The sequence below is a fragment of the Microbacterium sp. CGR1 genome, from assembly GCF_051062835.1.
Classification (GTDB): Bacteria; Actinomycetota; Actinomycetes; order Actinomycetales; family Microbacteriaceae; genus Microbacterium.
On sequence record NZ_JAOTPG010000001.1, the window covers coordinates 567,857 to 589,454 of the forward strand.

The 21,598-nt window shown below is 67.8% G+C and carries 21 protein-coding genes and 1 tRNA gene; 12 read left to right on the forward strand and 10 right to left on the reverse strand.

Features of this window, described 5'->3' with window-relative positions; translation table 11 throughout:
- Positions 1–18 precede the first annotated feature (18 nt).
- The 4 genes from OD997_RS02790 to pepN all read right to left on the reverse strand — a co-directional run bounded on the left by OD997_RS02790 (position 19) and on the right by pepN (position 5,819).
- A complete protein-coding gene (locus OD997_RS02790; protein WP_434330257.1) occupies positions 19–1,677 on the reverse strand; it encodes an FAD-binding dehydrogenase in 1,659 nt (552 codons plus the stop codon).
- Complete coding sequence (locus tag OD997_RS02795) at positions 1,674–2,123, reverse strand: globin (RefSeq protein ID WP_434330258.1); 450 nt, start codon at positions 2,121–2,123, stop codon at positions 1,674–1,676. The genes OD997_RS02790 and OD997_RS02795 overlap by 4 nt, the downstream gene beginning before the upstream one ends.
- A complete protein-coding gene (locus OD997_RS02800) occupies positions 2,120–3,193 on the reverse strand; it encodes a mechanosensitive ion channel family protein (protein ID WP_434330259.1) in 1,074 nt (357 codons plus the stop codon). Before OD997_RS02800 ends, OD997_RS02795 begins: the two co-directional genes overlap by 4 nt.
- Positions 3,194–3,266: 73 nt before the next feature.
- Positions 3,267–5,819: an aminopeptidase N gene (gene pepN, locus OD997_RS02805; protein ID WP_434330260.1), complete on the reverse strand. Its 2,553-nt coding sequence runs from the start codon at positions 5,817–5,819 to the stop codon at positions 3,267–3,269.
- A 124-nt stretch (positions 5,820–5,943) separates the two neighbouring features.
- Here pepN and OD997_RS02810 point away from each other — a divergent pair, with 124 nt between their 5' ends.
- The 5 genes from OD997_RS02810 to OD997_RS02830 are packed head-to-tail and all read left to right on the forward strand — an operon-like array spanning position 5,944 to position 10,809.
- Entirely contained in the window at positions 5,944–7,128 is a 1,185-nt protein-coding gene (locus OD997_RS02810; RefSeq protein WP_434330261.1) for a ferrochelatase, read from the forward strand.
- A gap of 37 nt (positions 7,129–7,165) precedes the next feature.
- A complete protein-coding gene (locus OD997_RS02815; RefSeq protein ID WP_434330262.1) occupies positions 7,166–7,651 on the forward strand; it encodes a ribose-5-phosphate isomerase in 486 nt (161 codons plus the stop codon).
- Position 7,652: 1 nt separating this feature from the next.
- Positions 7,653–8,651: an Fpg/Nei family DNA glycosylase gene (locus OD997_RS02820; protein ID WP_434330263.1), complete on the forward strand. Its 999-nt coding sequence runs from the start codon at positions 7,653–7,655 to the stop codon at positions 8,649–8,651.
- A 23-nt stretch (positions 8,652–8,674) separates the two neighbouring features.
- Positions 8,675–9,316: an FMN-binding negative transcriptional regulator gene (locus OD997_RS02825; RefSeq protein ID WP_434330264.1), complete on the forward strand. Its 642-nt coding sequence runs from the start codon at positions 8,675–8,677 to the stop codon at positions 9,314–9,316.
- Positions 9,313–10,809 carry an amidohydrolase gene (locus OD997_RS02830; RefSeq protein ID WP_434330265.1) on the forward strand — a complete coding sequence of 499 codons (1,497 nt, stop codon included), beginning with the start codon at positions 9,313–9,315 and terminating at the stop codon, positions 10,807–10,809. Before OD997_RS02825 ends, OD997_RS02830 begins: the two co-directional genes overlap by 4 nt.
- A gap of 62 nt (positions 10,810–10,871) precedes the next feature.
- Here the strand turns inward: OD997_RS02830 and OD997_RS02835 are convergent, their stop codons facing one another.
- Entirely contained in the window at positions 10,872–11,357 is a 486-nt protein-coding gene (locus tag OD997_RS02835; protein WP_434330266.1) for a Dps family protein, read from the reverse strand.
- Positions 11,358–11,498: 141 nt separating this feature from the next.
- Here OD997_RS02835 and OD997_RS02840 point away from each other — a divergent pair, with 141 nt between their 5' ends.
- Positions 11,499–12,035, forward strand: a complete 537-nt coding sequence (locus tag OD997_RS02840) for a gamma carbonic anhydrase family protein (RefSeq protein WP_434330267.1) — start codon at positions 11,499–11,501, stop codon at positions 12,033–12,035.
- Between the two features lie 29 nt (positions 12,036–12,064).
- Positions 12,065–12,138 (forward strand) — tRNA-Ile (locus tag OD997_RS02845).
- 52 nt (positions 12,139–12,190) lie between these two features.
- On the opposite strand, the gene OD997_RS02850 is transcribed toward OD997_RS02845, so the two are convergent.
- The 3 genes from OD997_RS02850 to OD997_RS02860 all read right to left on the reverse strand — a co-directional run bounded on the left by OD997_RS02850 (position 12,191) and on the right by OD997_RS02860 (position 14,272).
- Positions 12,191–12,523, reverse strand: a complete 333-nt coding sequence (locus OD997_RS02850) for a hypothetical protein (protein WP_434330268.1) — start codon at positions 12,521–12,523, stop codon at positions 12,191–12,193.
- Between the two features lie 86 nt (positions 12,524–12,609).
- Positions 12,610–13,485: a helix-turn-helix transcriptional regulator gene (locus tag OD997_RS02855; protein WP_434330269.1), complete on the reverse strand. Its 876-nt coding sequence runs from the start codon at positions 13,483–13,485 to the stop codon at positions 12,610–12,612.
- A gap of 34 nt (positions 13,486–13,519) precedes the next feature.
- The gene (locus OD997_RS02860; RefSeq protein WP_434330270.1) at positions 13,520–14,272 is read right to left on the reverse strand and encodes an exonuclease domain-containing protein; all 753 of its coding nucleotides are present in this window, start codon (positions 14,270–14,272) and stop codon (positions 13,520–13,522) included.
- 80 nt (positions 14,273–14,352) lie between these two features.
- Between OD997_RS02860 and OD997_RS02865 the strand changes: the two genes are divergently transcribed.
- Entirely contained in the window at positions 14,353–15,252 is a 900-nt protein-coding gene (locus OD997_RS02865) for an alpha/beta fold hydrolase (RefSeq protein WP_434330271.1), read from the forward strand.
- On the opposite strand, the gene OD997_RS02870 is transcribed toward OD997_RS02865, so the two are convergent.
- On the reverse strand, positions 15,224–15,697 hold the full coding sequence (locus OD997_RS02870; RefSeq protein ID WP_056307813.1) for an Lrp/AsnC family transcriptional regulator: 474 nt from the start codon (positions 15,695–15,697) through the stop codon (positions 15,224–15,226). The genes OD997_RS02865 and OD997_RS02870 overlap by 29 nt on opposite strands.
- A 168-nt stretch (positions 15,698–15,865) precedes the next feature.
- Between OD997_RS02870 and pdhA the strand changes: the two genes are divergently transcribed.
- From pdhA to OD997_RS02885, 3 genes are read left to right on the forward strand one after another with little or no spacing between them, the layout of a single operon-like run.
- Positions 15,866–16,981, forward strand: a complete 1,116-nt coding sequence (pdhA, locus tag OD997_RS02875) for a pyruvate dehydrogenase (acetyl-transferring) E1 component subunit alpha (RefSeq protein ID WP_434332324.1) — start codon at positions 15,866–15,868, stop codon at positions 16,979–16,981.
- Position 16,982: 1 nt separating this feature from the next.
- Positions 16,983–17,993 carry an alpha-ketoacid dehydrogenase subunit beta gene (locus tag OD997_RS02880; protein WP_434330272.1) on the forward strand — a complete coding sequence of 337 codons (1,011 nt, stop codon included), beginning with the start codon at positions 16,983–16,985 and terminating at the stop codon, positions 17,991–17,993.
- On the forward strand, positions 17,990–19,342 hold the full coding sequence (locus tag OD997_RS02885; RefSeq protein ID WP_434330273.1) for a dihydrolipoamide acetyltransferase family protein: 1,353 nt from the start codon (positions 17,990–17,992) through the stop codon (positions 19,340–19,342). Before OD997_RS02880 ends, OD997_RS02885 begins: the two co-directional genes overlap by 4 nt.
- Here OD997_RS02885 and OD997_RS02890 read toward each other — a convergent pair.
- A complete protein-coding gene (locus OD997_RS02890) occupies positions 19,335–19,928 on the reverse strand; it encodes a TetR/AcrR family transcriptional regulator (RefSeq protein WP_434330274.1) in 594 nt (197 codons plus the stop codon). The genes OD997_RS02885 and OD997_RS02890 overlap by 8 nt on opposite strands.
- Positions 19,929–20,041: 113 nt before the next feature.
- On the opposite strand from OD997_RS02890, the gene OD997_RS02895 reads away from it, so the two are divergent.
- Positions 20,042–21,595, forward strand: a complete 1,554-nt coding sequence (locus OD997_RS02895; protein WP_434332325.1) for a carboxyl transferase domain-containing protein — start codon at positions 20,042–20,044, stop codon at positions 21,593–21,595.
- Positions 21,596–21,598: the final 3 nt, after the last annotated feature.

Below are 21,598 nucleotides of genomic sequence, written 5' to 3' on the forward strand. Positions count from 1 at the left end.
CGCGCGCCGTCGGTCCGGTCAGCGCGCTGCGGCGCGGCCCGCCTGGCGACCCGAGAACAGGCATCCGCCGAGGAACGTGCCCTCGAGAGCGCGATACCCGTGCACACCGCCTCCGCCGAAGCCGCTGGCCTCACCGGCGGCGAAAAGCCCAGGGATCGGTTCACCGTTCGCGCCGAGCGCACGGCCGTCGAGATCGGTAGTGATGCCGCCGAGCGACTTCCTCGTCAGAACATGAAGCTTCACGGCGACGAGGGGACCCGCCGCCGGGTCCTGCAACCGGTGCGGCGCAGCCGTACGGATCAACCTGTCGCCCCGGTAGCCGCGCATCGAGCGCAGCATCCCGATCTGCGCGTCCTTGGTGAACTCGTTGTCCATCTCCCTGTCGCGCGCCACGACCTCACGGCGGACGTGATCGATGTCGAGAGCCTCTCCGCCCGGGTGGCGGCGCATCTGCTCCAGCAACGACTCCAGATCGTTCTCGACGATGAAGTCCTCGCCCTCGTCGAGGAACGCCTGCACCGGCCCAGTCGGCCCCTTGGCCAGCCGAGACTTCAGCAGCAGCCCCACGTCCTTGCCCGTCAGATCCGGATTCTGCTCGCTGCCCGAGAGTGCGAACTCCTTCTCGATGATCTGGCGGGACGTCACGAACCACGAGTGGTCGTGCCCCGTCGTTCGCAGGTGGGCCAGCGTGCCCAGAGTGTCGAAACCGGGAAACAGCGGGACAGGCAGTCTCTTTCCCGTCGCATCGAGCCACAGAGACGACGGTCCAGGGAGGATCCGGATGCCGTGCGACGGCCACACCGGATCCCAGTTCTTGATCCCCTCGACGTAGTGCCACATGCGGTCGCCGTTGATGAGACGCGCTCCGGCGGCTTCTGAGACGGCATGCATCGATCCGTCGACGTAAGCGGGCACGCCCGTCAGCATCTGCTCGGGCGGAACGCCCAGACTCGAGGGCCAGGCCGCCCGGACGAGGTCGTGGTTGCCTCCGATGCCTCCGGACGAGACGATCGTCGCCCCGGCGCTGATCTCGAAGTCTCCGACGACCGCGCGAGACGTCTCGACCCCCCGAGCGGCCGGGGTGGATTCGAGGATCGAGCCGCGTGCTCCGGTCACGGCGCCATCCGTCACGACGAGTTCCGTCACCCGGTGGCGGGGGAGGACCGTGAGGTGACCTTCGCGCTCGCCCTGCTCGACGGCGGCGGCGAACGGGGCGACGACACCTGGGCCCGTGCCCCAGGTGATGTGGAAGCGTGGCACCGAGTTGCCAGGCCCCAGAGCGCCGTATCCGCCGCGTTCCGCCCAGCCGACCACCGGGAAGAAGCTGACGCCCCTTTCGCGCAGCCAGGCCCGCTTCTCACCCGCTGCGAACTGCAGATAGGCCTCGGCCCAGCGTCGAGGCCAGTCGTCCTCGGGCCGGTCAAACGCCGCCGTGCCGAACCAGTCCTGGGTGGCGAGAGCCAGCGAGTCGCGGATGCCCATCCGCCGCTGCTCGGGCGAGTCGATGAAGAACAGTCCGCCGAACGACCACCACGCCTGACCGCCGAGGTTCGTGCGCGGCTCCTGATCGATCAGGATCACGCGTCGGCCGGCATCCAGCGCCTCCCCGGCGGCGACGAGCCCGGCGAGCCCCCATCCGATGACCAGGACGTCTGCAGACAGGGGCGTGTTCGTCATGTGCTCTCCGTTGATTCCTGACGTGATCGCGTCTCGAGCGTGGGGCGCCCGGCCGAGGGCGTGCCGATGCCGGACGGCTCGAATGTGTTCACCATGGCATATGCGGCGCGCTCGAGATAGTCCCACAGCGTGGATTCGTGGAGCGGCGACAACTGCGCCTCGTCCACCGCGGTCCGCATGTGACGAAGCCACCGATCGCGGGCGTCGGGATCGACATGGAACGGCATGTGTCGCATCCGCAGACGAGGATGGCCCCGCGTCTCGCCGTAGGTGGTCGGGCCGCCCCAGTACTGCTCGAGGAACATCAGCAGGCGCTCTTCGGCAGGTCCGAGGTCCTCCTCGGGGTACATCGGCTTCAGGACCGGGTCGAGGGCCACCTCGCGGTAGAACACCGACACGATCTTCGCGAACGTCTCGCGACCGCCGACCTCGTCGTAGAACGTCACTTCTGGGGGCTCCCGTCGTCGTTGGTCTTCTTGCGCCGCCAGATTCCGCGGTCAGGGATCACCGGCACCCCGGTCACGGCGTTCGGACGCGTCTTGGGCGGATTGGCGCCGCGCACACGACGAGCGCCGTCGAGCCCTGTGGGAATCACCGTGGTCATGCTCGGGAAGGAGATCTCGTTCTCGAGGAGGGCGGCGCGCAGGCGCTTGCGCAGCTCCTGGGCGACGTCATCCTTCGCGTTGGCTCGCGCCTTGATGACGAGTCGCACGACCAGGGCGTCACCGTCGATCGATTCCAAGCCCCACAGCTCCGGCTTCTCGATGATGCGCGTGCGCCACTTCGGGTCCTTCGAAAGGCTCAATGCGGTGTCGAGCATGATCTTCTCGACGTTCTCGAGATCGGAATCCACCGGAACGCCGAGATCGATGATCGCTCGGGCCCAGCCCTGCGACATGTTGCCGATGCGGGTGACCTCGCCGTTGCGCACATACCAGAGCGTGCCGTTGACATCGCGCACCTGGGTGATGCGCACGCTGACGTACTCGACCACACCGGACGCGAGGCCGAGATCGACGACGTCGCCGATGCCGATCTGATCCTCCGCGACGATGAACATGCCGTTCAGGACGTCCTTGACGATGTTCTGCGCGCCGAAACCGAGACCTGCGCCGACGGCTGCCGTGAGAAGCGTCAGGGAACCGAGGAGCGTCGGTGCCAGGTGATTGACCACGAGGACGATCGCGATCACCACGAGCATCACGTTGACGATGTTCTGCAGGATCGTCCCGAGAGTACGGGTGCGCTGAACGAGGCGCATGTCGGCCAGAGGCGACCGTTCGAGAGCCTGTGTGTCATCGACGGCGGCCTTGTTCTTGGCGCTGTCGACGATGCGGTGCACGATGCGTCGGATGACGACGCGGAGCACCAACGCGATCAGGACGCATCCGGCGATGATCGCGACGACGCCGAGCGCCTGCAGGCCGATGTCGCGAAGCACCGTGACAGCGTCCAACCACCAGTCGGGGAGGGTGACTTCCGCGGGATCTGGGTCGACTTCGAATGGCTGCATCATCCCCTCCAGAGTAGCGATCAGGCCTCTGCGCGGGCTGGACGCACCGCGCAGAGGCCTGATCGGGAGATGTGTCTCAGTCCTCGGCGTCGCGAGACTGCGCCGCGAGAGCACGCTCGACGTCTGCGAGGTTCTCGAGCACGAGGCGACGCAGCGCGGGGGCGGCGTCCTGGTGAGCCGAGAGCCACGCGCGTGTGGAGTCGCGGAGCTCGATGTCGGCGATCGCGGTCGGGAACAGGCCGACGATCAGGTACTGGGCGATCTGGTACGTGCGGGACTCCCAGATCGGGATCAGCATGTCGAAGTACGCGGGGACGAACGCGCGCAGCGACTCGGCGCCAGCGGGGTGCACGAATCCGAGGGCCGCGGAGCGGACGATCGTGTTCGGAGCGTCGTCGCGCTCGATCAGCGACGCCCAGGCGGCCTTCTTCGATGCCGCATCCGGCAGTGCGGCACGGGCCTGAGCGGCGAACTCGCCGCCCTTCGCGGTGTTGTCAGCCGAGAGTGCCGCGTCGATGGAGGCCGCATCGGTGGCGCCGATGGTGGCGAGGCCGACGAGAAGCTGCCAGCTGAGGTCGGCGTCGATCTCGAGCCCGGGGAGGGTCTCCTCACCCGACCGCAGTCGACCGATGATGCCGGCGTGCTCGGGGGTGACCAGCGCGTTCGCGAAGGCCGTGACGAACTGCAGCTGGCTGTCGCTGCCGGACTCCGCCGCCTCGGCGAGTGCCCAGAGACCGTCTGCGACCTTCTGACGCGCCGCGAGACGCGTCTCGGGCGTCACGTAGAGGGTCGCGGCCGTGCGGAGCTGTGCGAGCGTCGTGCGCACCGTGGTCGACTCGGACTCGCGACCGATGTTGCCGAGCACGAGATCGATGTAGGCGGTTGCGGCGGTCTCGGCGTCGCGGGTCTGATCCCAGGCGGCGCCCCACACGAGGGATCGAGCGAGAGGGTCGCTGATGTCAGCGAGGTGGGCGATCGCCGTCGCGAGCGAGCGCTCGTCAAGGCGGATCTTCGCGTAGGCGAGGTCGTTGTCGTTGAGCAGGACGAGGTCGGGGCGCTTGTGGCCGTGCAGCTCGGGGACCTCGGTGCGGTCGCCGTCGACGTCGACCTCGGCGTAGTGGGTGCGCACGAGCGCACCGTCGGTGAGGGTGTAGAAGCCGATGCCGAGGCGGTGCGGACGGATCGTCGGGTAGTCGGCCGGTGCCGTCTGGGTGACGGCGAAGCGCGAGATCGTCCCGTCGGAGTCTTCGGCGATGACCGGCTCCAGCGTGTTGACGCCCGCGGTCTCGAGCCACTTCTTCGACCAGGTGCTGAGGTCGCGACCGCTGGTCGCTTCGAGCTCCACGAGCAGGTCGCTCAGCTCGGTGTTGCCCCAGGAGTGCTTCTTGAAGTACTGCGAGACGCCCGCGAAGAACTCCTCGATGCCCACCCATGCGGCGAGCTGCTTGAGGACCGAGCCGCCCTTCGCGTAGGTGATGCCGTCGAAGTTGACCTGCACGTCTTCGAGGTCGTTGATGACCGCGGTGATCGGGTGGGTCGACGGCAGCTGATCCTGGCGGTACGCCCAGGTCTTCTCCATCGCGTTGAACGTCGTCCAGGCCTCGGTCCACTCGGTGGCCTCGGCGGTGGCGATCGTCGACGCCCACTCGGCGAACGACTCGTTCAGCCAGAGATCGTTCCACCACTTCATCGTGACCAGGTCGCCGAACCACATGTGCGCGAGCTCGTGCAGGATCGTGACGACGCGACGCTCCTTGACGGCGTCGGTCACCTTGCTGCGGAAGACGTACGTCTCGGTGAAGGTCACGGCGCCCGCGTTCTCCATGGCGCCCGCGTTGAACTCGGGGACGAAGAGCTGGTCGTACTTGGCGAACGGATAGGGAACGTCGAACTTCGACTCGTAGTAGGCGAAGCCCTCACGGGTCTTGTCGAAGATGTAGTCGGCATCGAGGTGCTGCCACAGGCTCTTGCGACCGTAGACGCCGAGGGGGATCACGCGGCCGGACGCGCTGGTGAGCTCCGAGAACGTCGACTCGTAGGGACCTGCGACGAGGGCCGTGATGTACGAGGAGATCCGAGGAGTGGGCTCGAAGCCCCACGTGGCGACGGTGTCGTCGTCGTGCACGATCGGCTCGGGGGTGGGGGAGTTGGAGACGACCTTCCACGATGCGGGTGCCGTCACCGTGAACTGGAATGTGGCCTTGAGGTCGGGCTGCTCGAACACCGCGAAGACCCGACGGGAGTCGGGCACCTCGAACTGCGAGTAGAGGTAGACCTCGCCGTCGACCGGGTCGACGAATCTGTGCAGACCCTCGCCGGTGTTCGTGTACTCGCAGTCGGCGTCGACCACGAGGACGTTCTCGGCCTGCAGACCGGAGAGCGCGATGCGCGAGTCGGCGAAGACCTCGTCGGGATCGAGCTGCTCGCCGTTCAGCGAGATCTCGCGGACCTCGCGGGCGATCAGGTCGATGAAGGTGAAGCTCTCCGGCGTCGCGGTGAAGCGCACGACGCTGCGGGAGCCGAAGACCTCGGCACCCTTCGTCAGGTCGAGCGAGACCTCGTACGACTGGGTGTCGACGACGTCGCGGCGCTCCTGCGCTTCGATGCGGGTGAGGTTCTCTCCAGGCACAGCGGTACTCCCAGGGGTGAGGGGATGCTGCCGCAACCCAGCGCAGTTGGCGCCCACGGCAACCATGACAGCCTACGCCAGCACGGCGGCCTGTCTCACTCTCTGAAGGTGAAAGGATGGAGACGTGACCGCGATCGAGCCGAACACCGTACCCTTTGCCTCTGCTGCCGCCGCCTCCGGTGCGCCCTATGTGACGACGCCCGTCGCCTATGACGGCATCCTCCTCGCCGGGTTCGGAGGACCCGAGGGCCAGGACGACGTCATTCCCTTCCTCCGCAATGTGACACGGGGCCGGGGAATCCCCGACGAGCGTCTCGAGGAGGTCGCCCACCATTACCGCCACTTCGGCGGAGTGAGCCCGATCAACGGACAGAACCGCATCCTCAAAGAGGCACTCGAGGGTGAGCTCGCGCGCCGCGGGATCGATCTTCCCGTCTACTGGGGCAACCGCAACTGGAGCCCTTACCTCGAGGAGGTCGTGACGGAAGCTGCGGCTGACGGCAGGACGACACTCCTCGCGTTCGCAACCAGCGCGTACAGCTCCTTCTCGAGCTGCCGCCAGTACCGGGAGGACTTCGCGCGCGTCCTCGAGGACACGAAGCTCGGCGAGACCGTGACGATCGACAAGATCCGTCCGTTCTACGACCACCCGGGGTTCGTCGAGTCCTTCGAGACCGGCGTCCGGGAAGCTGTCGAGACGTTCCTCGGTGAGGGCATCGCCGCCGCGGATATCCAGATCCTCTTCTCCACTCACAGCATCCCGACCGCCGACGCCGAGCGCTCGGGCGCCCGCGACATCGACTGGGGAGAGGGCGGCGCGTACGCGGCCCAGCACCTCGCCGTCGCCGCGTGGGTCATGGATCGGGTGCGCACGAGCATTCCCGCGGCCGCGGACGTCTCGTGGGAGCTCGTATACCAGTCCCGCTCCGGTCCCGCGTCGCAGCCGTGGCTCGAGCCCGACGTGTGCGATGTGATCGGTGAGCTGCCCGAGCGTGGCCGGAAGGCCGTCGCCGTGGTTCCGGTCGGATTCATGAGCGACCACATGGAGGTCCTCTGGGACCTCGACACGGAGGCCGCGGAGGCTGCAGAAGAGGCGGGGCTCGCGTTCACGCGGACGCCGACCCCCGGAGTTGCCCCGTCGTTCGTGTCGGGCATCGTGGATCTGATCGTCGAGCGTCTCGAAGGACGACCTAATGACGAGCGACCGCATGTGACCGCGCTTCCGGGGGCCTTCGACGTGTGCCGGCCCGGATGCTGTGAGAACGTGCGTGCGGGGTTCAAGCCGGCTGCCGCCGGTGTCGCCCCGTGATCACCCGCTGACTCTCAGCGCTTCTAGGATGGATGCCATGCGCATCCATATCGCCACCGATCACGCCGGTCTCGGCTTCTCCACGCAGCTGCAGGATCACCTGCGCGGCGCAGGTCACGAGGTCGTGGATCACGGGCCGGTGGAGTACGACGCCGTCGACGACTACCCCGCCTTCTGCATCCGCGCGGCGCAGGCCGTGGTCGCCGATCAGGCATCCGGGATCGAGACGCTCGGCGTCGTCTTCGGAGGATCGGGAAACGGAGAGCAGATCGCGGCGAACAAGGTCGAGGGCATCCGCGCTGCTCTGGTATGGAACACCTCGACGGCGGAGCTCGCCCGCGAGCACAACGATGCCAACGTGATCTCGATCGGAGCGCGTCAGCACACGTTCGACGAGGTCACCTCCTTCATCGACACCTTCATCTCGACGCCGTTCTCGCACGACGAGCGCCACGTCCGCCGCATCGGTCAGATCGCTGACTTCGAACGCGACGGCTCCCTTCTCCCGGACCCGCGAGTCTGACATGCCCGAGGGCCATTCCGTCCACCGCATCGCGCGCCAGTTCGAGCGGAACTTCGTCGGCAAGACGATGAGCGCATCGAGCCCCCAGGGGCGGTTCGCTGAAGGCGCGGCGGTGCTCGACGGCCGCGAGGCGCTCGGCGTCCAGGCCGTCGGCAAGCAGATGTTCCTCGAGGCGGAGGGCGACCTGTGGCTGCGAGTGCATCTCGGCCTCTACGGGGCATGGGACTTCGCCGGGGAGATCCTGGTCGACCCCACGATCGCGTCCGCGAACGGGCGCATGGGGCAGACGAACCAGCGGGGCACCGTGGTCGACGACGAGATCCTCGACGATGCGGGGGAGAACTCCCTCGCATCGATCGGCGCACCACGACGCACCCGGGTGCACGTGCGCATGTCCGAGCAGACGAAGGGCCTCGCCGATGAGGGATTGGAGTGGCCGCCTCCGATCGTGGGGCAGGTGCGACTGCGCCTGATGACCGACATCACAGCCGCCGATCTGCGCGGGCCGACCGCGTGCGTGCTGCAGACCCCGGAGGAGATGCTCGCCAGCGTCGCCAAGCTGGGCCCTGATCCGCTCGTGGGCGATCCGGCGCAGAACGAGGAACGCTTCGTCCAGGCAGTGCGCAAGAAGCAGACGGTGATCGCGCTTCTGCTCATGGACCAGGCTGTGGTGAGCGGCATCGGCAACGTGTACCGCGCGGAGATGCTCTTCCGTCAGCGGTTGAACCCCCACACCCCCGGACGCGATGTGCCGGAGGACGTCGTCCGTGCACTGTGGCACGACTGGGTGAACCTGCTCGCGATCGGAGTCGAGACCGGTCAGATGATGACGATGGACGATCTCTCGCCCGATCAGTATCGTGCAGCGATGGCCAGCCGCGAGGACCGTCATTGGGTCTATCACCGCGCCGGCCTCCCGTGCCGTGTCTGCGGCACGGAGATCGCACTCGAGGAGATCGGTGCGCGCAAGCTGTACTGGTGTCCGCGCTGCCAGGCGTGAGCGGTCGGCCATAGGCTGGGACTATGCGTCAGAACCCCAGCTTCACGCTCGCGGATGTCGCCGAGATCCGGCGAGTCATCGATGCGAATCCATGGACCACGATCGTGAGCAACGGTCCGGACGGTCTCGTGTCGTCGCACTACGTGGCTCTGCTCGACGATGATCGCGACGACCTGACCATCGTCGGACATGTCGGTCGCCCAGACGACCTGATCCACGGGATGGGGGAGCGGGAGCTCCTCGTCGTCTTCCAGGGACCCCACGGCTACATCTCGCCGGGTTGGTACGGCGATGTCCAGGCCGTGCCGACCTGGAACTACACCGCGGTGCACCTGGCCGGAGTCCCCGAGATCCTCACTGACGAGGAGAACCTCGCGGTGCTCGATCGACTCGTCGACCGCTTCGAGGGTCGGATGCCCGCGCCTCGGGGTATGTGGGAGCGCCCGAACGATCCTTCTTTCGTCTCCCGTCTCGCGGCGGGGACGGTCGGCTTCCGGCTCACCCCGACCCGCGTGGTCGCTAAGCGCAAGCTCAGCCAGAACAAGCCGGCCGAGACGGTCGAGACCGTCATCGCCGAGCTCGAGGGCGACGGACCGTACGCCCAGCCGGAACTCGCCGCCGAGATGAGGCGAGCCCAGGCGGCCCGCGCAGGAGGATCCAGGTGAGCGGCGTGGATTCCCGCGTCGGGACCATCACCGGCGTGCGGATCGCCGGCCCGGGGCGGGAGTTCCTGGTCGACGACGAGCCGGTCGACATCTTCATCGAGGGCGGCCGCATCAGTGACATCGCTCCGACCGGCGCGATCGCCCCGCAGGGTCACGTGCTCGACGGAGGCGGTGCCTGGGCCGTGCCGGGCCTCTGGGACAACCACGTCCACACGGTGCAGTGGGCCCTCGCGACCGAGCGGGTCACCCTGGGGGGAGCGGCATCCGCGGCGGAGGCCGCCGCGATCATGGCCGCATCCGCGCCGCTGCCCGACGGTCGCAAGGTCGGCAGCGGATTCCGGGACGCGATGTGGCCGGACGCGCCGACGCTCGCGCTCCTCGACGGTGCCACCGGATCGATACCCACGTACCTGATCAATGCCGACGTGCACAGCACGTGGCTCAACTCGGCCGCGCTGTCGCTCGAAGGTTTCACGAGTTCCGACGGGATGCTGCGCGAACAGGATGCGTTCGAGATCTCCCGCAGGCTCAACGCCGTGGATCCCGCTCGGGGCGATGTCGCGGTGGGGGCGGCAGGGGAGCGGGCGGCGTCCCGCGGCGTCACCGGCCTGGTCGACTTCGACATGGCCTGGAACGCGGATGCCTGGCCGCGACGGGTGGCGGCAGGCTTCGCGGCACACCGCGTCGAGTTCGCCGTCTATCCGTTCGACCTGACCCGCGCCATCGCCGCGGGTCTGCGGACAGGGGAGCTTCACGAGACGCCGGACGCGCCGGAAGACGGGCGCGGTCTCGTGCACGTCGGGCCGCTCAAGATCATCAGCGACGGATCGCTGGGAACACGTACGGCGGCGTGCTCGCACTCCTACCCGGGAGATCCCGAGAACTTCGGAGTGCTCACGGTCCCGCCCGCAGAACTCACCGAGCTGCTCACCGTCGCCACCGGTGCCGGCCTCTCGGTGGCCGTGCACGCGATCGGAGATCGTGCGGTCACCGGCGCTCTCGACGCCTTCACCGTGTCGGGTGCCGTGGGGACGATCGAGCATGCGCAACTCGTGCGGCACGCGGATCTCGCCCGCTTCGGTCGCCTCGGTGTGATCGCCAGTGTCCAGCCGCAGCACGCGCTGGACGACCGCGACCTGGTCGGGAAGCACTGGGCCGGTCAGACATCCATCGGATATCCCCTCGGTGCCCTGCGCGACGCGGGCGTCGAACTGAGGTTCGGGTCTGACGCCCCTGTCGCCCCCCTCGACCCATGGCAGGCGATCGCCGCGGCCGTGACTCGCACGGATGACGACCGCGACCCGTGGCATCCCGAGGAGAGACTGACACGGGAGCAGGCGCTACAGGCGAGTGTGCGCACCGCGCTGCGGCCGGGGGAGGTCGCTGACATCGTGTTGTGCGGCCTCGACCCTCTGACCGCGTCCGGAAGCGACTTGCGGGGCATGCCGGTCGTCGCGACGATGGTCGCCGGTCGCGTCACACACGGAGCCTGACGTCGAGCGCGAATGAGATCGGGCACCGGGATGACCCGGTGCCCGATCTCACGAGGTGCTTCTTACGCGGCGATGTGCGACACAAGGAACCAGCGGTCCTTCTCGAGGCCGCGCATGATCTCGATGGCGACGTCCTGGCTGGTCAGGTCGACCTCGTCGAGGCCGTCGATCGCGGCCTTGGTGTCGACGAGGATCGCGTCGATGTCGGAGATGACGGCTCTGACGAGCTCGTCGGACTGCGTGAAGCCTGCGGGGACGGAGGTCGCGCTGCCCTTGGTGGCGACGGCGCTGACGCGTGCGTCGATCGGCAGGCCCAGGGCGACGATGCGCTCAGCTGCGGTGTCTGCGAAGTCACCGGCGTGGGCGACGATCGTGTCGAGCAGCTCGTGGACGCCGACGAAGTTCGCACCGCGGACGTGCCAGTGCGCCTGCTTGCCGTTGACCGTGAGGGCCTGAAGTCCGAGGACGACGGGCGAAAGGAACTGTGCCGCTGCAGCTGCCACGGTCGGGTCGCTGGCGGTGGTGGAAACGGTCTGTACCTTGCTCATCTTCGGCTCCTCTGAAGTGCTCTTCTCGTACCTGATGAAGACAACGCTACTCAGTTGAGAACATTCCGCAAGCAAGCGAAGGCTCGGCTTAGTGGCGCGGAATCACGCGGAAATCGGGGGAGGTGAGGCTAGTCTCGCCTCATGAGCATCTCAGTCGGAGCCTCCGTTCTCGCACTCCCCGGAAAGACTCCGTCCGTCGACGCGGGGGCATTCGTCGCCGACGGCGCTCGTCTCGTCGGCGACGTCTCGCTGGCCGCCGGAGCGAGCGTCTGGTACAACGCGGTGCTCCGCGGTGATTCGGCCGGCATCGTCATCGGCCCCGGAAGCAACGTGCAGGACAACGTGTCGGTTCATGTCGACTCCGGTCATCCCGTCGTCGTCGGAGCGAAGGTCTCGATCGGTCACAACGCCGTGGTCCACGGGTGCACGATCGGAGACGGATCGCTCGTCGGCATGGGCGCGGTCGTCCTCAGCGGCGCGGTCATCGGTGCGGGGTGCCTCATCGCCGGCGGTGCTGTGGTGCTCGGCGGAACCGAGGTGCCCGACGGCTCGCTGGTGGCGGGGGTGCCGGCGAAGGTGCGGCGCACGCTCAGCGACGAGGAACGCGCAGGACTGATCGCGAACGCTGACATCTACCTGGGGCACCTGCAGACGCACGCCCAGGCGACGCCGATCTGACCGAGGCCGACCGGTAGGCTGGTGCTCACGGGGCGGTGGCCAAGCTGGTTAAGGCAGTGGGCTCATAACCCAACGATCGCGGGTTCAAGTCCCGCCCGCCCTACTCTCCGTGCGTGCTCCGACGTGTCGTCGATGCCGGTGCACGCTCATACGCCTCAGTGGGTCTTGGAGCCCTCGAGCTGCTCCGACGGGTCCAGGAGCTCATCGACGAGCGTGATCCCTCCGCTCGAATTCGCGGAGTGCGCGAGGTCTTCGATCCACCGACGGCTCAGTTCGGGAGCCTCGGTCTCGTCGAAGACGAATCGGAGCGGGATGGACGGATGCAGCCAGACGGTCGAACGCCCGTCGGACTGACCGTCCTGGTGCTTCCACGTCAAAGTGAAACTCTCGTTGCGACGCAACTTGGTCGCGACGACGACCTTGAGGTGGGCGAGCGCTCGATCGTCGATCTGGATCGGCTCCGAGCCGCCGTAGTAGAGGGAACCCATATTCCGGAATCTATGTCGCTCCGGCGAACGGATCAGACAGGACCGCCCCGGCGCGCGAACCATGCGAACACTCTGTTCGCGTGGTGTCATCGACGGTGCGCCGCCGCCGTCACGGAGGGAAGCACACCGAAGCTCTCCCGGTAGGCGACCGCGAACCTCGACGGATGCGAGAAACCCCACTTTCGGGCGATGGCCGCGACGGTCGTCGGAGTTCCGGAGCACAGATCACGGTGCGCGCCGTCGAGACGCGCCCGCCTCAGGCACTCGGCCGGAGTGGTGTCGAGCGCGCGCCGGAAGGCGTACTGCAGCCCCCTGGTCGAGATGTGGACCGCGGACGCGATGTCGTCGACGGTGACAGCGCGATGCGCGTTCTCTGCGATGAAATCCAGGGCTCGACGCACAGTCATGGGCGCGGCGGCCGTCTGAGCTGGCCGATGTCTGTGCAGTCGGCCCGTCGTCGAGAACATGGTCAGCGTCGTCGCCGCGGCATGTCGAGCGAGCTCGCTCCTGAGCAGCTCGTCGCCGTCGCCGAGGGAGTCGACGCTCTGCTCGAGATAGGCGAACATCCGTGACCACGCTACGGCGGCGTGCTCCGACCGCGGGGCGAGGTCCGTCACATGCAGCGACATCGTGTCATCGCCGCTGATCTGACGGGCGAGGTTCTGCAGGGAGGCGCGTTCGAAGATCAGCGCGGAGACCCTGGCGCCACGTTCCCACTGTGCTTGCACACGCGGCCCGTCGGACAACCAGGGGCGACTCGGGACCAGCTCGGACCTGTCGGAGCGCACCTGGGCGTCAGGACCCTCGACCCGGCACGCGATGAACTGATCCTCGGGTTCTGCTGTCGTGCGCACCTTGGCCGCGAGGTCGTATCGGACCAGAGTCACCTCGCCGAGATCGGCGGACTTCCAATCGAAGTAGAGGCGATGGGGATCCACGTCATGCAGGACTGCCGAGGGCACGAACTGCTTCCAGGTGCTCTCGACGCGCGCGACATCAGTCGTTCGGAACCGCATCCGCATCCACCCCCTCGGAGGTGCGGCGGGCGCGAACCGGCCAGGTGCCGTCGAGGCGATCCTCGGGATCGAGGCGACCGATGCGGATGAAGTACTCGGTAAGGCTCGCGGCCTGGGACCGCGCCCACCCCACCTGCCGCGTGTGTAGCTCCTCGAGGGTCTCGGGCAGGGTGAACTGGCGGGCAAGGGCCTGCGCCACGCGGCCGGCTGCGACGGCATCGGCCGCGGCCTCATGCGCATCCTCGAGCTGCACCGCGTAGAGCGACGCGACCACTTGAAGCGTGCGCTTGCCCGGACGGTAGCGGTCATACGCCTTGTCGATGACGAGCGGATCGATGATCGGGGAGGGATTCTCGAGGGGGCTGATCCCATGACGGTGCGCTTCATGCGCCAGGAGGGAGAAATCGTACGCAGCGTTGTACGCCACCACCGGCACGCCCTGCGACAGCAGGGAACGAAGAGCGGCCGTCACCTCCGCGACGACCTCGCCGACGGGGCGCCCGTGTCGGCGAGCGTGCTCGGTCGTCACGCCGTGCACTGCCGTCGCCCCATCGGGAATCACGACGCCTGGATCTGCGAGCCAGTCGCGCGCGGCGATCTCGCGGCCGTTCGCATCGAGCAGTCCCACATGCGCTGTCACGACGCGGTCGTTCTCGACATCGACTCCCGTCGTCTCGAGATCGAACACGCCCACGCGAGTGATCCAATGCGGGAGTGGAGGAGCCGGCGGCATGATTTCACCGTAGATCCGGGCACGGACATCCGAGCGGAGGCACACGGGGAGCATCCATTCGGCGACCCTAGAATCGGATCATGACCGTGCCATCGCCCTACGCCGACCGCCTCGAACGACTCCCGGTCGAACGGCGCGAGGCGGATGTGCGCGGAGGCACCACGGCTTACTGGGAGTACGGCCCCGCAGACGCCGAGGTCACCGTGATCGCCGTGCATGGCTTCCGGGGCGAGCACCACGGTCTCGAGTCGGTCCTCGCCTTCCTTCCGGAGGCGCGTGTGATCGCGCCCGATCTCCCCGGATTCGGCGAGACCGCTCCTGTGCCTGGGCGCACATACGACCTGGCGGAATACGTCGCCTGGCTCACGGAGTTCGCCGCAGCCGTCGCGCCGGGTGCGGTCATCCTCGGGCACTCCTTCGGATCGATCGTGGCGTCCGCCGCGGTCGCGAGCGGACTCGACACTCCTCGCCTCATCCTGATCAACCCGATCGGCGCTCCGGCGCTCGAGGGGCCGAAGGGCATCATGACCCGTCTCGCGGTCATGTACTACGCCCTGGGTGCTCGGCTGCCCGAGAAGGTGGGGACCGCGCTGCTGCGCAACCGACTCATCGTCAGGGTCATGAGCGTGACGATGGCCAAGACCTCGGACCGGGAGCTCCGCCGGTTCATCCATGACCAGCACGACACCTACTTCTCGCGCTTCGCAGACCGTGATGTGCTCCGTGACGCGTTCGTCGCGAGCGTCTCACACGATGTGAGTGAGTTCGCCTCCGCGATCGACGTGCCGACGCTGCTGATCGCTGCGCAGCGCGACGACATCACGCCGATCGAGGTGGAACGCGAACTGGTGAGGCGCTTCGAGGAGGGGACGCTGGTGGAGATCGCGCACGTCGGCCACCTGATCCACTACGAGACGCCCGCCGAGGCGGCAGGGGCCATCCGCCGCTTCCTCAGGATTCCCGCCGCGCGAGGCCGATGAGCCCGGCGACCCGGAACGGGATGACCTCGCCCATCGCGAGCGACGTCTCGGTGCGTTCGACGCCGTCGATCGACAGGATCCGGGCATCTGTGTCGAACAGATGCCGAGCGTCGCGACAGGCGACCCGCGCGAGCAGATCGATCGAGCCGCTGAGCCCGTGGGCCTGGACGACCTCCGGGATGCGCGCGAGTTCGTTGATGATGCGCGGCAGCTCGGTCTGACGGACCCCGATGCTGACGAACGCCTGCAGCGGGAAACCGAGGACATCGGTGGAGAACGAGCGCTCATAGGACATGAACACGCCCGTCTGCTCCAGCCGTGCCATGCGGGCCTGGATGGTGTTGCGTGACAGGCCGAGGTTCTCCGCCAGCGCGACGATCGTGACCCGCGGGTCATCGGCGAGAGCGGCGAGAAGTTCCAGATCGATGCGGTCAAGTCCAGCCATAGTGCCAAACGATAGCAGGGCGCACCGAGCTCGAATTGGGCAACATGCTCAAGCCGATCGCGGTTGCTTGAGCGAGGTGTTGAGCGGACGTACTCTCGAGTGAACCGGCGAAGAAGCCGGGGCCGCGCGTAGAACCCGTGACGACGGCCACTGATGAGGAGGACGATGATGTCACCGCAGATCACCCCTATCGCCGACACCGCACAGGATCTCGAACTCGCAGAGCGCATCCTCGCCCCCGACGGCACGCGTATCGCGAACCCCCAGCTCGACGCGTTCGTCGCCGACGTCGACGCGGCATCGCTGCGGGCGCTGCACAGGGACATGGTCATCCTCCGCCGGATCGACGCGGAGGGTGTCGCGCTGCAGCGGCAGGGGCAGCTGGGACTGTGGGCGCCCTGCCAGGGACAGGAGGCGACGCAGATCGGCACCGCCAGGGCGCTCGCGCCTCAGGACTACGTCTTCCCGAGCTACCGGGAGACCGGTGTGATCTACGCGCGAGGCGCGAAGCCCGGCGATTACGTGCGCATGTGGCGAGGCGAGGAGGGCGCGGGCCACGATCCTGCCGCACTGCGGGTCGCACCACTGCAGATCATCATCGGCGCGCAGACGCTGCATGCTGTGGGCTACGCCCTCGGCATCCGTCACGACGGAGCCGACGAGGTCGCCGTCACCTACTTCGGCGACGGTGCCACCAGCCAGGGAGACGTGAACGAGGCGATGATCTTCGCGTCGTCGTACCAGGCGCCCGTGGTCTTCGTGTGTCAGAACAACCACTGGGCCATCTCGGAGCCCGTGTCGGTGCAGTCGCAGTACCCGATCGCCGGTCGAGCTCCCGGGTTCGGGATCCCGAGCCTCAGGGTCGACGGCAATGACGTCCTCGCCTGCATGGCCGCGATGCGCTGGGCGCTCGCGCACGCCCGCTCGGGCAAGGGTCCCGCCTACATCGAGGCCGTGACATACCGGATGGGGCCGCATACGACGGCCGACGACCCGACCCGGTACCGGAACCAGGATGAACTCGACGCGTGGCGCCGCCGCGATCCGATCACGCGACTCGAAGCCCACCTGCGCGCGATCGGAGAGCTGAGCGACGAGCAGGTCGCAGAGACCCAGGCCGCCGCAGACGTGGTCGCCCGCGAGATGCGTGCGGAGTGCCTGGGTATGGTCACGCGTCCTCCGCTCGCCGTGTTCGACGGCGTGTACGCCGAACCGCACACAGGCCTCGAGCGGCAGCGCGGCGAGTATGCCGCATACCTGGCATCCTTCGAAGGCGAGGTGTGACATGACGGAACTCACCCTCGGAAAGGCCCTGGGCGCCGGTCTCCGCCAGGCGATGCGCGACGATGAGAAGGTCGTCCTGCTCGGAGAGGATATCGGCAAGCTCGGCGGCGTCTTCCGCATCACCGACGGGCTTCTCGACGAGTTCGGAGCCTCGCGCGTCATCGACACGCCGCTCGCGGAGTCGGGCATCGTCGGCACTGCCGTCGGTCTCGCCTTCCGCGGCTACCGTCCTGTCGTCGAGATCCAGTTCGACGGCTTCGTCTATCCCGCCTTCGACCAGATAGTGGCCCAGGTCGCGAAGCTCCACTACCGCACGCAGGGTCGAGTGAAGATGCCGATCACCATCCGCATCCCGTGGGCCGGCGGCATCGGCGCGGCTGAGCACCACTCGGAGTCGCCCGAGGCGTACTTCGTGCACACGGCGGGACTTCGCGTGATCGCGGTGTCGAACCCCGAGGATGCCTATCGGAGCCTGCGCCAGGCGATCGCCTCCGATGACCCGGTGATCTTCTTCGAGCCGAAGCGGCTCTACCATCACAAGGGCGACGTCGACCTCGATGCACCGCTGGCGGATGCTGCGCCCATGGGTCTCGCCCGGGTGATCCGCTCCGGCACGGATGCCACTCTGATCACCTACGGTGCCATGGTCGCCACGGCGCTCCAGGCAGCGGAAGCCGCCGAGGACGAGGGGATCTCGCTGGAGGTCATCGACCTGCGCTCGCTCTCGCCCGTCGACTACGACACGGTCTCAGCATCGGTCCGCAAGACCGGACGCGTGGTTGTCGCTCATGAGGCGTCGCGCGAGGCCGGCATGGCGGCGGAGGTCGTCGCGAGCATCACCGAGCTCTGCTTCGAGTACCTCGAATCCGCACCGCTCCGAGTCACGGGTCATGACGTGCCCTACCCGCCCGCGAAACTGGAGAAGTACCACCTGCCGGATCTCGATCGTCTGATGGACGCGGTCGATCGGGTGCTCGACCGTCCGAACAGCCTGACGGGAGCCGACGCATGATCGCCGAGTTCCGTCTGCCCGACCTGGGCGAAGGTCTGACCGAGGCGGAGGTGGTCCAGTGGCTGGTCGCTCCCGGCGACGCCGTCGCACTGAATCAGACCCTCGCCGAGGTGGAGACCGCCAAGGCCATCGTCGAGCTGCCTTCGCCCTACGAGGGCGTCGTCTCGACACTGCACGCCGAGGCGGGGGAGACCGTCGCCGTCGGCTCGCCCCTGATCGCGTTCGACGTCGCGGGAGCGGAGGAGCCGCCGGTGGCGGATTCTCCCGCGGAGGAGAAGGCGCAGCCCAACCTCGTCGGATACGGCGCCGCGCCGTCGGCATCCGGACGCCCGGCTCGGCGTGCTCGGCGGGCCGGAGGGGTGGCTCCCGTCACGGACACGGCGGTGCTCGAAGCGGCGCCGCATGATGCCTCGCCGACCGTGAGCGTCGAGACGGTCGTCGAACGCCCCCGCTCGACTCCGCCCGTCCGTGCCTACGCCAAGCGCAGGGGTATCGATCTCGTCCTGGTCGCGGCATCGGTGGGAGACCGCGTGATCACGCGCGACGACATCGACGAGTATGCGGCGCGTGTCGGCATCCGCTCCGATGAGACCGTGGCGCCGAGCAGCATCCCGCTCCCGGACACGGCGGGAGCGCTGCACGAGGGCGTCCGCGAGACCCGGATCCCGATCCGCGGCGTGCGCAAGCACACTGCGGCCGCGATGGTCGAGAGCGCGTTCACGGCGCCCCATGTGACCGTGTTCCATACGGTCGACGTCACGGCGACGATGGACCTCCTCGCATCGCTCAAGGAGGATCGTGGTCTGTCGGCGCATCGGATCGGTCCCCTCGCCGTGGTCGCGAAGGCCGTCTGCATCGCGCTCACCCGAACGCCGGGCTTGAACGCTCGGTGGGACGAGTCCGCCGGGGAGATCGTGCACCACCACTACGTCGATCTCGGGATCGCCGCAGCCACCGAGCGCGGGCTCATCGTGCCGAACATCCGCGACGCCGAGGCGCTCACCCTCGTCGAGCTCGCAGATGCGCTGACGGCACTCGCCGAGACCGCGCGGTCGGGGAAGACCTCGCCCGCGGAGCTGTCGGGAGGCACATTCTCGATCTCGAACATCGGGGTGTTCGGAATCGACGCGGGCACCCCGATCCTTCCGCCAGGGCAGTCCGGAATCCTCGCGGTCGGCGCTGTCCGGCGTCAGCCCTGGGAGTACCGCGGCGAGATCGCGCTGCGTCGGATGATGACGCTCAGCCTGTCGTTCGACCACCGTCTCGTCGACGGTGCGGAAGGGGCGCGGTTCCTCAAGGACGTCGCCGACGTGCTCGAAGAGCCAGGGCGGGCGATGCTGCTCAGATAGTCGCGCGCAACGCCGACTCCGCCATCGCGGCGAGCACTGTCGCGGTGGCGGAGCGCTGACGGGCAGCGGCGCGCGTGCTGTGCGGGGTCGAGTTGATGAGGCCGAAGCACGCCTGCACGCGCAGACGCAGCTCGTCGGCGTCTGCGTCGACGAGGGGCGCCAGAGTGCTGATCCACAGCTCGATGTAGGCGCGCTGCAGTCGGCGCACCTCGGCGTGATCGCGGGCGTCGAGTTGCGCGACGTCCCTGTCGTGCACGCGGATCACGTCGGCATGACCGAGTGCGAAGTCCACGTGGAAGGCGACCAGGGCGCGCATCCGCTCCTCCGGCGTCGCGCCTTCGGCTGCCACTCTGGTGCCGCCCGCGACGAGGTCGTCGCTGACCTTGACGAGAACGGCACCCAGCAGAGCCTGTTTTCCCGCGAAATGACGGTAGACGGCGGGACCGGACACCCCGACCGCGGCTCCGATGTCCTCGAGGCTCACACCGTTGTACCCGCTGTCGGCGAAGAGTCGCGCGGCCTCGCGGAGGATCGCGTCGGAGCGCTCTGCTTTGGCGCGGTCTCGCGCGGTGACGGGGCTTGTCATCTCAGTTAATCCTCGCTAACCTGATGCAATCGGTTAGTGAACACTAACCGAGAATGCATCGAGTGCGCCAGAGCGAAGTGGCCGGCGCCACGTGGGTCGAGGAGGACAACACGATGCCCGCAACCCAGCAGTCTCTCGCGGCCGACCTGCACCACCGGCTCAATGTGGTCGCGCAGGGTGGGCCGGAGGCATCCCGCGAGCGGCATGTCGCGCGCGGAAAGCTCCTGCCGCGCGAGCGCGTGACCCGTCTTCTCGATGAGGGGAGCCCCTTCATCGAGGTCGCTCCGCTGGCTGCCGACGGCCTGTACGGGGGAGAAGCGCCCGCAGCGGGCGTGATCGCCGGCATCGGTCTCGTGCACGGGCGGCATGTGATGGTCGTCTGCAACGATGCCACGGTCAAGGGCGGCACCTACTACCCGCTGACCGTGAAGAAGCACCTGCGTGCGCAGGAGATCGCCCTGGAGAACCGCCTGCCCTGTCTGTACCTGGTCGACTCGGGTGGGGCGTTCCTCCCCAAGCAGGACGAGGTGTTCCCCGACCGTGAGCACTTCGGTCGGATCTTCTTCAATCAGGCGCGGATGTCCGCCGAGGGCATCCCGCAGCTCGCAGCGGTGCTCGGCTCGTGCACGGCCGGCGGGGCGTACGTCCCCGCGATGAGCGACGAGACGGTGATCGTCCGTGACCAGGGCACGATCTTCCTCGGCGGGCCACCCCTCGTGAAGGCGGCGATCGGAGAGGTCGTGTCGGCCGAAGAACTCGGTGGCGGCGAACTGCATGCCCGCCGCAGCGGTGTCGTCGACCACCTCGCAGAAGATGACGAGCACGCTCTCGAGATCCTGCGGGACATCGTCGCCACCCTCCCGGCTCCGCATCAGCCCGCGTGGGAGGTGCACGACAGCCGTGGCCCGGCAGAACTCGGATCGCTCTACGACGTCGTCCCGGTCGATGTCAACGCGGCATACGACGTGCACGAGGTCATCGATCGGCTCATCGACGCCGACAGCTTCCGCGAGTTCAAGGCGGAGTACGGGACGACCCTGGTGACGGGATTCGCCAGGCTTCACGGTCACCCGGTCGGGATCGTCGCGAACAACGGCGTGCTCTTCAGCGAATCGGCCCTCAAGGGTGCGCACTTCATCGAGCTCTGCGACCAGCGCGGCATCCCGCTCCTGTTCCTGCAGAACATCACCGGCTTCATGGTCGGATCGGATGCGGAGGCCGGCGGGATCGCGAAGGACGGCGCCAAGATGGTGACGGCCGTGGCGAGCACTCGAGTACCCAAGCTCACCGTGATCATCGGCGGCTCTTTCGGCGCAGGCAACTACTCGATGTGCGGCAGGGCCTACTCTCCGAGATTCCTCTGGACATGGCCCGCCAGCCGGATCTCGGTGATGGGCGGGGCGCAGGCCGCCTCCGTCCTCTCCACCGTCAAAGGGGATCAGCTCGCCGCTCGTGGAGACAGCTGGAGCGCCGACGAACGGGACTCCTTCGAGACTCCCATCCGCGAGCAGTACGAGACGCAGGGCGAGCCCTATTACGCGACAGCCCGACTGTGGGACGACGGGATCATCGACCCAGCAGAGACCCGAGATCTCCTCGGCCTCGCTCTCGACGTGGTCGCCCGCAGTCCGCTGCCCGAACCTCGCTTCGGCCTCTTCCGGATGTGACCA

What these genes read in the sequence shown, in the direction of transcription:
- OD997_RS02865 (WP_434330271.1), top strand. Translation starts at nt 14,353, where the DNA reads ATGACCGTGCCATCGCCCTACGCCGACCGCCTCGAACGACTCCCGGTC.
- OD997_RS02890 (WP_434330274.1), bottom strand. Translation starts at nt 19,928, where the DNA reads ATGACAAGCCCCGTCACCGCGCGAGACCGCGCCAAAGCAGAGCGCTCC.
- OD997_RS02850 (WP_434330268.1), bottom strand. Translation starts at nt 12,523, where the DNA reads ATGGGTTCCCTCTACTACGGCGGCTCGGAGCCGATCCAGATCGACGAT.
- OD997_RS02860 (WP_434330270.1), bottom strand. Translation starts at nt 14,272, where the DNA reads ATGCCGCCGGCTCCTCCACTCCCGCATTGGATCACTCGCGTGGGCGTG.
- OD997_RS02800 (WP_434330259.1), bottom strand. Translation starts at nt 3,193, where the DNA reads ATGATGCAGCCATTCGAAGTCGACCCAGATCCCGCGGAAGTCACCCTC.
- OD997_RS02895 (WP_434332325.1), top strand. Translation starts at nt 20,042, where the DNA reads ATGCCCGCAACCCAGCAGTCTCTCGCGGCCGACCTGCACCACCGGCTC.
- OD997_RS02835 (WP_434330266.1), bottom strand. Translation starts at nt 11,357, where the DNA reads ATGAGCAAGGTACAGACCGTTTCCACCACCGCCAGCGACCCGACCGTG.
- OD997_RS02790 (WP_434330257.1), bottom strand. Translation starts at nt 1,677, where the DNA reads ATGACGAACACGCCCCTGTCTGCAGACGTCCTGGTCATCGGATGGGGG.
- OD997_RS02840 (WP_434330267.1), top strand. Translation starts at nt 11,499, where the DNA reads ATGAGCATCTCAGTCGGAGCCTCCGTTCTCGCACTCCCCGGAAAGACT.
- OD997_RS02820 (WP_434330263.1), top strand. Translation starts at nt 7,653, where the DNA reads ATGCCCGAGGGCCATTCCGTCCACCGCATCGCGCGCCAGTTCGAGCGG.
- OD997_RS02825 (WP_434330264.1), top strand. Translation starts at nt 8,675, where the DNA reads ATGCGTCAGAACCCCAGCTTCACGCTCGCGGATGTCGCCGAGATCCGG.
- OD997_RS02885 (WP_434330273.1), top strand. Translation starts at nt 17,990, where the DNA reads ATGATCGCCGAGTTCCGTCTGCCCGACCTGGGCGAAGGTCTGACCGAG.
- OD997_RS02870 (WP_056307813.1), bottom strand. Translation starts at nt 15,697, where the DNA reads ATGGCTGGACTTGACCGCATCGATCTGGAACTTCTCGCCGCTCTCGCC.
- OD997_RS02815 (WP_434330262.1), top strand. Translation starts at nt 7,166, where the DNA reads ATGCGCATCCATATCGCCACCGATCACGCCGGTCTCGGCTTCTCCACG.
- pdhA (WP_434332324.1), top strand. Translation starts at nt 15,866, where the DNA reads ATGTCACCGCAGATCACCCCTATCGCCGACACCGCACAGGATCTCGAA.
- OD997_RS02880 (WP_434330272.1), top strand. Translation starts at nt 16,983, where the DNA reads ATGACGGAACTCACCCTCGGAAAGGCCCTGGGCGCCGGTCTCCGCCAG.